The following is a 6,191-nucleotide window of genomic DNA, read 5'->3' on the forward strand; positions in this document are numbered from 1 at the left end:
CGCCATTCTTGGAGTGCTGAAGAATGGGGAGTCGCACGGATTGGCGCTGGTGCATGACGAGACGACCGGGCCTGCGTGACCTGCGCACACCCAGAAGACAGCATTGAATGGGCGAACGAGGCCTAACGAAAGAAGCTCAGCGGACCAGGCGCTGGCGCCTGGGTCCGTTGCAGCGAGAGGTTAGGCCGAGCCCGAAGTAATGGTGCCCCGAGCTTGCACCACCTTGGGATTTGAGCCTGAATGGATGGGAGCGAAAGTTCATGCCGACGACCCCAAAGGGAAAGTGCCGGAGTTATTGCGTGGAGTTGAAGGATCGGGCGTTGAAGCAGCCTCAATGATGGCAGAAATCCATGGGCCGACTGTTGATGAGTAAGCNCCAGGCGCTGGCGCCTGGGTCCGTTGCAGCGAGAGGTTAGGCCGAGCCCGAAGTAATGGTGCCCCGAGCGTGCACCACCTTGGGATTTGAGCCTGAATGGATGGGAGCGAAAGTTCATGCCGACGACCCCAAAGGGAAAGTGCCGGAGTTATTGCGTGGAGGTGAAGGATCGGGCGTTGAAGCAGCCTCAATGATGGCAGAAATCCATGGGCCGACTGTTGATGAGTAAGCAATAACGCCATTCTTGGAGTGCTGAAGAATGGGGAGTCGCACGGATTGGCGCTGGTGCATGACGAGACGACCGGGCCTGCGTGACCTGCGCANGGATTTGAGCCTGAATGGATGGGAGCGAAAGTTCATGCCGACGACCCCAAAGGGAAAGTGCCGGAGTTATTGCGTGGAGTTGAAGGATCGGGCGTTGAAGCAGCCTCAATGATGGCAGAAATCCATGGGCCGACTGTTGATGAGTAAGCAATAACGCCATTCTTGGAGTGCTGAAGAATGGGGAGTCGCACGGATTGGCGCTGGTGCATGACGAGACGACCGGGCCTGCGTGACCTGCGCACACCCAGAAGACAGCATTGAATGGGCGAACGAGGCCTAACGAATGAAGCTAAGCGGCCGCGCCTGCACCGAGACGATGAGCGGAGCCGAGATAGCAAAATGTTGAGAGAGAGCGGAAGGCAATGCAGGCGGGGTCCGACTTGAGCGAGGGGTTAGGCGCACAGGGACACTCAAGATTGATACGCAGTGGCTGTGAAATTGCTGTCAAGTTCAAAACGCTGGCCACAATCAGAGCAGGTGTACCTGCCTGGCGGCTGAAAGGCTTGTCTGCCGCAGGTCGGACAGTTGGCTGGAGGAAGTAGGGGGTTCAGTCCGTATTCGTTCTTCCAGTTGTTCGATGGCTTAGCTGCCAGATAGATCAACAAAAGGAGGTTAACGATAGGTATGAACATCAGCAGATAGAGAAACCCACTGTGGTTAAGGTCGTGAAGGCGTTTGATTGAGGTGCAAACCATTGAAAAACCAACAGCCACAAATATGAGTAATAATGGGATGCTGACGGCCAACGACGCAGAAAAATCGATCAATGCCCTCGTGATGCCATATGCGAGCAGGGTCAAAGCATACTGAACGATGAAGAACGATCGGTTGATCCGTCCAGCGGCGCTGAAAAGTTTCGTTTCAGGCATCAATTCCTCAAGGATGGTGGGCGCCTAACGAATGAAGCTAAGCGGCCGCGCCTGCACCGAGACGATGAGCGGAGCCGAGATAGCTAAATGTTGAGAGAGAACGGAAGGCAATGCAGGCGGGGTCCGACTTGAGCGAGGGGTTAGGCCCGCCGAGGCTTTAGAGTGTTCATTACTACTTTTTAACAATATCAACAGAGATCTCGATTGCTGGAATTGTTCCTCTGTTCTCAAGCCAGTGATTGGTGTTTCGGTCCTCGGGCCAACCAACGCCCGGCCCATATTCCGTAGCAATCCCATTTCGATGGTCGGTGATTGTTCCTTGAAGGATATAAACGGTTCCAGGGCGATCTACATGATCGTGTAGCGGGCCGAAGACACCGCCAGGTTCAATGGTGACCATTCGCATTCTTAGTTGACGGCCTTCCATGCCCTCGATTTCGGGCCCCAGATCAACCGTAGTAAGGGGTTGAACGGTTACACCTCTAGTCTCAGGAACTACCTCTTTCTCGCTCAAGGTGGACTCCTTTCACGGGGTGTAGGGCCTAACGAATGAAGCTAAGCGGCCACGCCTGCACCGAGGAGACGAGCGGAGCCGAGATAGCGAAATGCTGAGAGAGAGCGGAAGGCAATGCAGGCGGGGTCCGACTTGAGCGAGAGGTTAGGCGGCCGTGAGTCTTGAAGCGAATGATGCTTAGATACAGGCTAATACCGAAGGGGCGGGTTAGGCGTCATCACTGCCGTGTGCCACACGTTTCCGACTTGGTTTACGTTTGGTCATCCATGGCATCATTTTCTCAAGTCCGAAATAGGCTGAGATCGATTCATAAAGCTCACGGCGATGTTCTTTTAGCGCATTGTCGTCTTGTGTGGGGTGCTTTCGGTCCGCGATGACATAAGCTTTCTCCAAAAAGTCTTGTGCAGCCTGCAACGCATCTGGAGTTAGAAGATCAACATTCGCATGAACTACCTTTCGGTAGATCTCAATTGTGGCACTTGGAAGTTTTTCTGCATTCATCTCGCATCTTTGCACTTCAAGAATCACCTCCGTCATAGCGCCCGTAACAGTGCGGTGAGCACGCCAGATTTCGCCGAGAACATCATTTCGAAGGTTTTGCCAAACTGCCAATTCGGATTTCTCGGTTTCGACATTCTTGATGAGTTCTGCCTTATCTATCTCAAGACGTCGTGCGAATTCAGCCTTCATCTCCTCCAGCCTGCTTGAGAATCTTGTATCTACAGACTTCTCGATGATTCGTTGTGCAAAGAGAACTGCGATGACTAGGACGATACCAGCGCCACTTGCGCCGCCTAAGATGTAGTCCCATGGCATTTTTACCTCCATGATGCTGGCACCATTGTCGCCGGTGGATGACGCCTAACGATTCGAGCTAACCGGATCCCGCCTGCGCCGAGGCGCTGAACGGAGCCGAGGAAGCGGGTGGATGAGAGAGAGCGGAAGGGAATGCAGGCGGGGTCCGAGTTGAGCGACCGGTTAGGCCGTCAGAGTTACAGATCTTTGGCCTGACTTTGAAGTATTTCCTTCATACCTGGCGGGAGATCATTCCAGTGGCAATCGAGGATCGCGCCTTGGAGTGCGTATAGAAGCACCACTGTGACACCCTTTCGCGAGGCCTTCACGCGCCTGTAAGCCTCGATTGCACCAAGAGCGTGTAAGTCTGCCATCGAATGGATGCCAACCTCGTACATCCAGTTTGTGGACTTTGGACCAAGATTCCGAAATGGTTGGGGTGGCGTTCGTGCCAACAGTAAACCTCGAAGTGGGAGTTGGACTGACTGCGGCCTAACGAATGAAGCTAAGCGGCCGCGCCTGCACCGAGGCGACAAGCGGAGCCGAGATAGCGAAATACTCAGAGAGAACGGAAGGCAATGCAGGCGGGGTCCGACTTGAGCGAGGGGTTAGGCGTTCGACACATGACGGAAGAGACCATTTTAGAATGACAACAAGACAGGCAATAGGTCAGGTATGGATTCATTCGGTGACGCGGCCAACACCGAGTTTTTTACCGAGAGTATCCAAAACAGAAGCGGTGTCGTAGAAGGGGTAAGTCCCTACAACACAGCCGCAACTAGAACATTGAACAAACATGATTTTAAAATTTGAACCAGAAGGGGAATTCTCAACCATTTCAAATGAGTGTGAAGGGCACTTCGGGCACGATGAAAAGGCCATGAGCGGCTCCTGTTGTGGTTGGTTGGTTGGATGGTAGCGCCTAACGAATCAGGCTAACCGGCCGCGCCTGCACCGAGGCACTGAGCGAAGCCGGGATAGCAAAATATTGAGAGAGAGCGGAAGACAATGCAGGCGGGGTCCGAGTTGAGCTAAGGGTTAGGCAGCTAGTCATGATGGCCTGAAATTTTTGCAATTGCATTGATAGCGGTAAAAGCAGAGACCAGGGCTTGAGCGGCTTCTAGTGTTTCCATTTCGACCTTGATGATTTGTCCATCAAGGATGGCATCTGTGGCGGCTTTGGCCGCACCCAGGCCCATTTGGCCTTCATGAGCGAGCAATTTAGTGCTTTCGACCTTGTTGTAGCCGTAATTCCACCCGGTGATTTCGACGGTGAACATAGCTGCCTAACGAGTGAAGCTCAGCGGACCAGGCGCTTGCGCCTGGGTCCGTTGCAGCGAGAGGTTAGGCGCGGCGTGAAATGGGTGTGAGTGCGACCCGAACTGCCGCGCCAATGATTCTGAGAATTGAAGAGCAAAGAACGGGTGAGACAGGAAGAAGGCTTGAACTGCTGGGCGTGGACCCAGGTTACCTCGACGATGGCAGATGCTTGGCCGTTTCTGGGTGGGCCACCGCGAACGGTACAGAAATACGGCGCGAACGGTTACAGCGGACCAATAGAGCGAAAAGGTCGATTACGCCTAACGAATGGGGCTAACCGGCCGCGCCTGCACCGTGACGATGAGCGGAGCCGAGGAAGCAGGGAGACAAGAGAGAGCGTAAGACAATGCAGGCGGGGTCCGAGTTGAGCTAGGGGTTAGGCGCCAGTGGGGCGGGAGCTTATTCGGATAAGTTGTGAGAGCAGTGCCAATTTCGATGTTTTCAAATCTGCCCCGAGTTTGTTGATAGTTCCTTCTAATTGGCGAACCGTTGCAGCGTCTGCTATTTCATTGTCATGTTCCATTTTTTCCAGTGAATCGCGTAAAATATCTATAGATTCTTCGACATAATAATCACTATTCAGTGTTAATGATTTTTCAAGTAATTCTGAAGCTGCGCTGCAAGAATTCGCATAAACATGCTTCTCATTCCACAATATGATATCTTTCTTTATATTTAAATATTCTAACTCGCCAATTCGTTTAATGGCATTTGAAATCTGAGATTTGATTTGAGCTGTTGCCGCGTTACTCATTTTTTCTGCGGCGGAGGTGGTTATTTCGAGAATTTCTTTTGATTTAAGTGACATGTTTTCAGAATTTATTTGTTGGGCCTCAGCTGCTTTTTCACCCAATATTGCAATGAGTTCATCGCGAAGGGTCTGTATATCTCTTTGAATCATTCGAATATTCGTAAACCAGCTGAACCCAATTAGCGCGAATGCGATGGTTCCAACAGTGCTTAAACTCCATATAATAACTGACATAAAAGTGCCGTTATAATCTCTAATTACTGATACGGTGGTTTCGACTTTATTCAACCTATCGGCTTCGGACGACTTTTGAGCCTGCACTGTAACCGGTATCTGATTCTGCTTCGACGGCGTTTCCTGAGCAGCAAAGGAAAATGCGCTCATCAACAAAAACAGAAAAATGAGTTTCTTCATGATTCACCTTTTGATGATGTTGGCGCCTAACGAAAGAAGCTCAGCGGACCAGGCGCTGGCGCCTGGGTCCGTTGCAGCGAGAGGTTAGGCCGAGCCCGAAGTAATGGTGCCCCGAGCGTGCACCACCTTGGGATTTGAGCCTGAATGGATGGGAGTGGGAGTTCATGCCGACGACTCCAAAGGGAAAGTGCCGGAGTTATTGCGTGAAATTGAAGGGCCAGGTGCTGAAGCAGCTTCGATGATGGCAGAAATCCATGGGCCGACTGTTGATGAGTAAGCAATAACGCCATTCTTGGAGTGCTGAAGAATGGGGAGTCGCACGGATTGGCGCTGGTGCATGACGAGACGACCGGGCCTGCGTGACCTGCGCACACCCAGAAGACAGCATTGAATGGGCGAACGAGGCCTAACGAAAGAAGCTCAGCGGACCAGGCGCTGGCGCCTGNTGGGAGCGAAAGTTCATGCCGACGACCCCAAAGGGAAAGTGCCGGAGTTATTGCGTGAAATTGAAGGGCCAGGTGCTGAAGCAGCTTCGATGATGGCAGAAATCCATGGGCCGACTGTTGATGAGTAAGCAATAACGCCATTCTTGGAGTGCTGAAGAATGGGGAATCGCACGGGTCGGTGCTGGTGCATGACGAGACGACCTAGCCTGCGTGACCCGTGCACACCCAGAAGACAGCATTGAACGGGCGAACGAGGCCTAACGAAAGAAGCTCAGCGGACCAGGCGCTGGCGCCTGGGTCCGTTGCAGCGAGAGGTTAGGCCGAGCCCAAAGTAATGGTGCCCCGAGCATGCACCACATTGGGGTTTGAGCCTGAATGGATG

At 52.7% G+C, this 6,191-nt stretch carries 6 protein-coding genes; all 6 read right to left on the reverse strand.

Annotated features, from left to right (window positions below; genetic code table 11):
* Positions 1-1,110: 1,110 nt before the first annotated feature.
* Positions 1,111-1,569, reverse strand: a complete 459-nt coding sequence (locus QSJ34_RS18425; protein WP_285578151.1) for a DUF805 domain-containing protein — start codon at positions 1,567-1,569, stop codon at positions 1,111-1,113.
* A gap of 172 nt (positions 1,570-1,741) precedes the next feature.
* On the reverse strand, positions 1,742-2,083 hold the full coding sequence (locus tag QSJ34_RS18430; RefSeq protein WP_285578152.1) for a cupin domain-containing protein: 342 nt from the start codon (positions 2,081-2,083) through the stop codon (positions 1,742-1,744).
* A 207-nt stretch (positions 2,084-2,290) separates the two neighbouring features.
* Positions 2,291-2,899, reverse strand: a complete 609-nt coding sequence (locus QSJ34_RS18435; protein ID WP_285578153.1) for a hypothetical protein — start codon at positions 2,897-2,899, stop codon at positions 2,291-2,293.
* A gap of 176 nt (positions 2,900-3,075) precedes the next feature.
* Positions 3,076-3,414: a TfoX/Sxy family protein gene (locus QSJ34_RS18680; protein ID WP_420798892.1), complete on the reverse strand. Its 339-nt coding sequence runs from the start codon at positions 3,412-3,414 to the stop codon at positions 3,076-3,078.
* Between the two features lie 510 nt (positions 3,415-3,924).
* Complete coding sequence (locus QSJ34_RS18440; protein WP_285578154.1) at positions 3,925-4,158, reverse strand: hypothetical protein; 234 nt, start codon at positions 4,156-4,158, stop codon at positions 3,925-3,927.
* A 416-nt stretch (positions 4,159-4,574) separates the two neighbouring features.
* Positions 4,575-5,363 carry a hypothetical protein gene (locus tag QSJ34_RS18445; RefSeq protein WP_285578155.1) on the reverse strand — a complete coding sequence of 263 codons (789 nt, stop codon included), beginning with the start codon at positions 5,361-5,363 and terminating at the stop codon, positions 4,575-4,577.
* Positions 5,364-6,191 lie beyond the last annotated feature (828 nt).

The sequence above is a fragment of the Geothrix limicola genome, from assembly GCF_030268085.1.
In the GTDB taxonomy this organism is placed as follows: Bacteria; Acidobacteriota; Holophagae; order Holophagales; family Holophagaceae; genus Geothrix; species Geothrix limicola.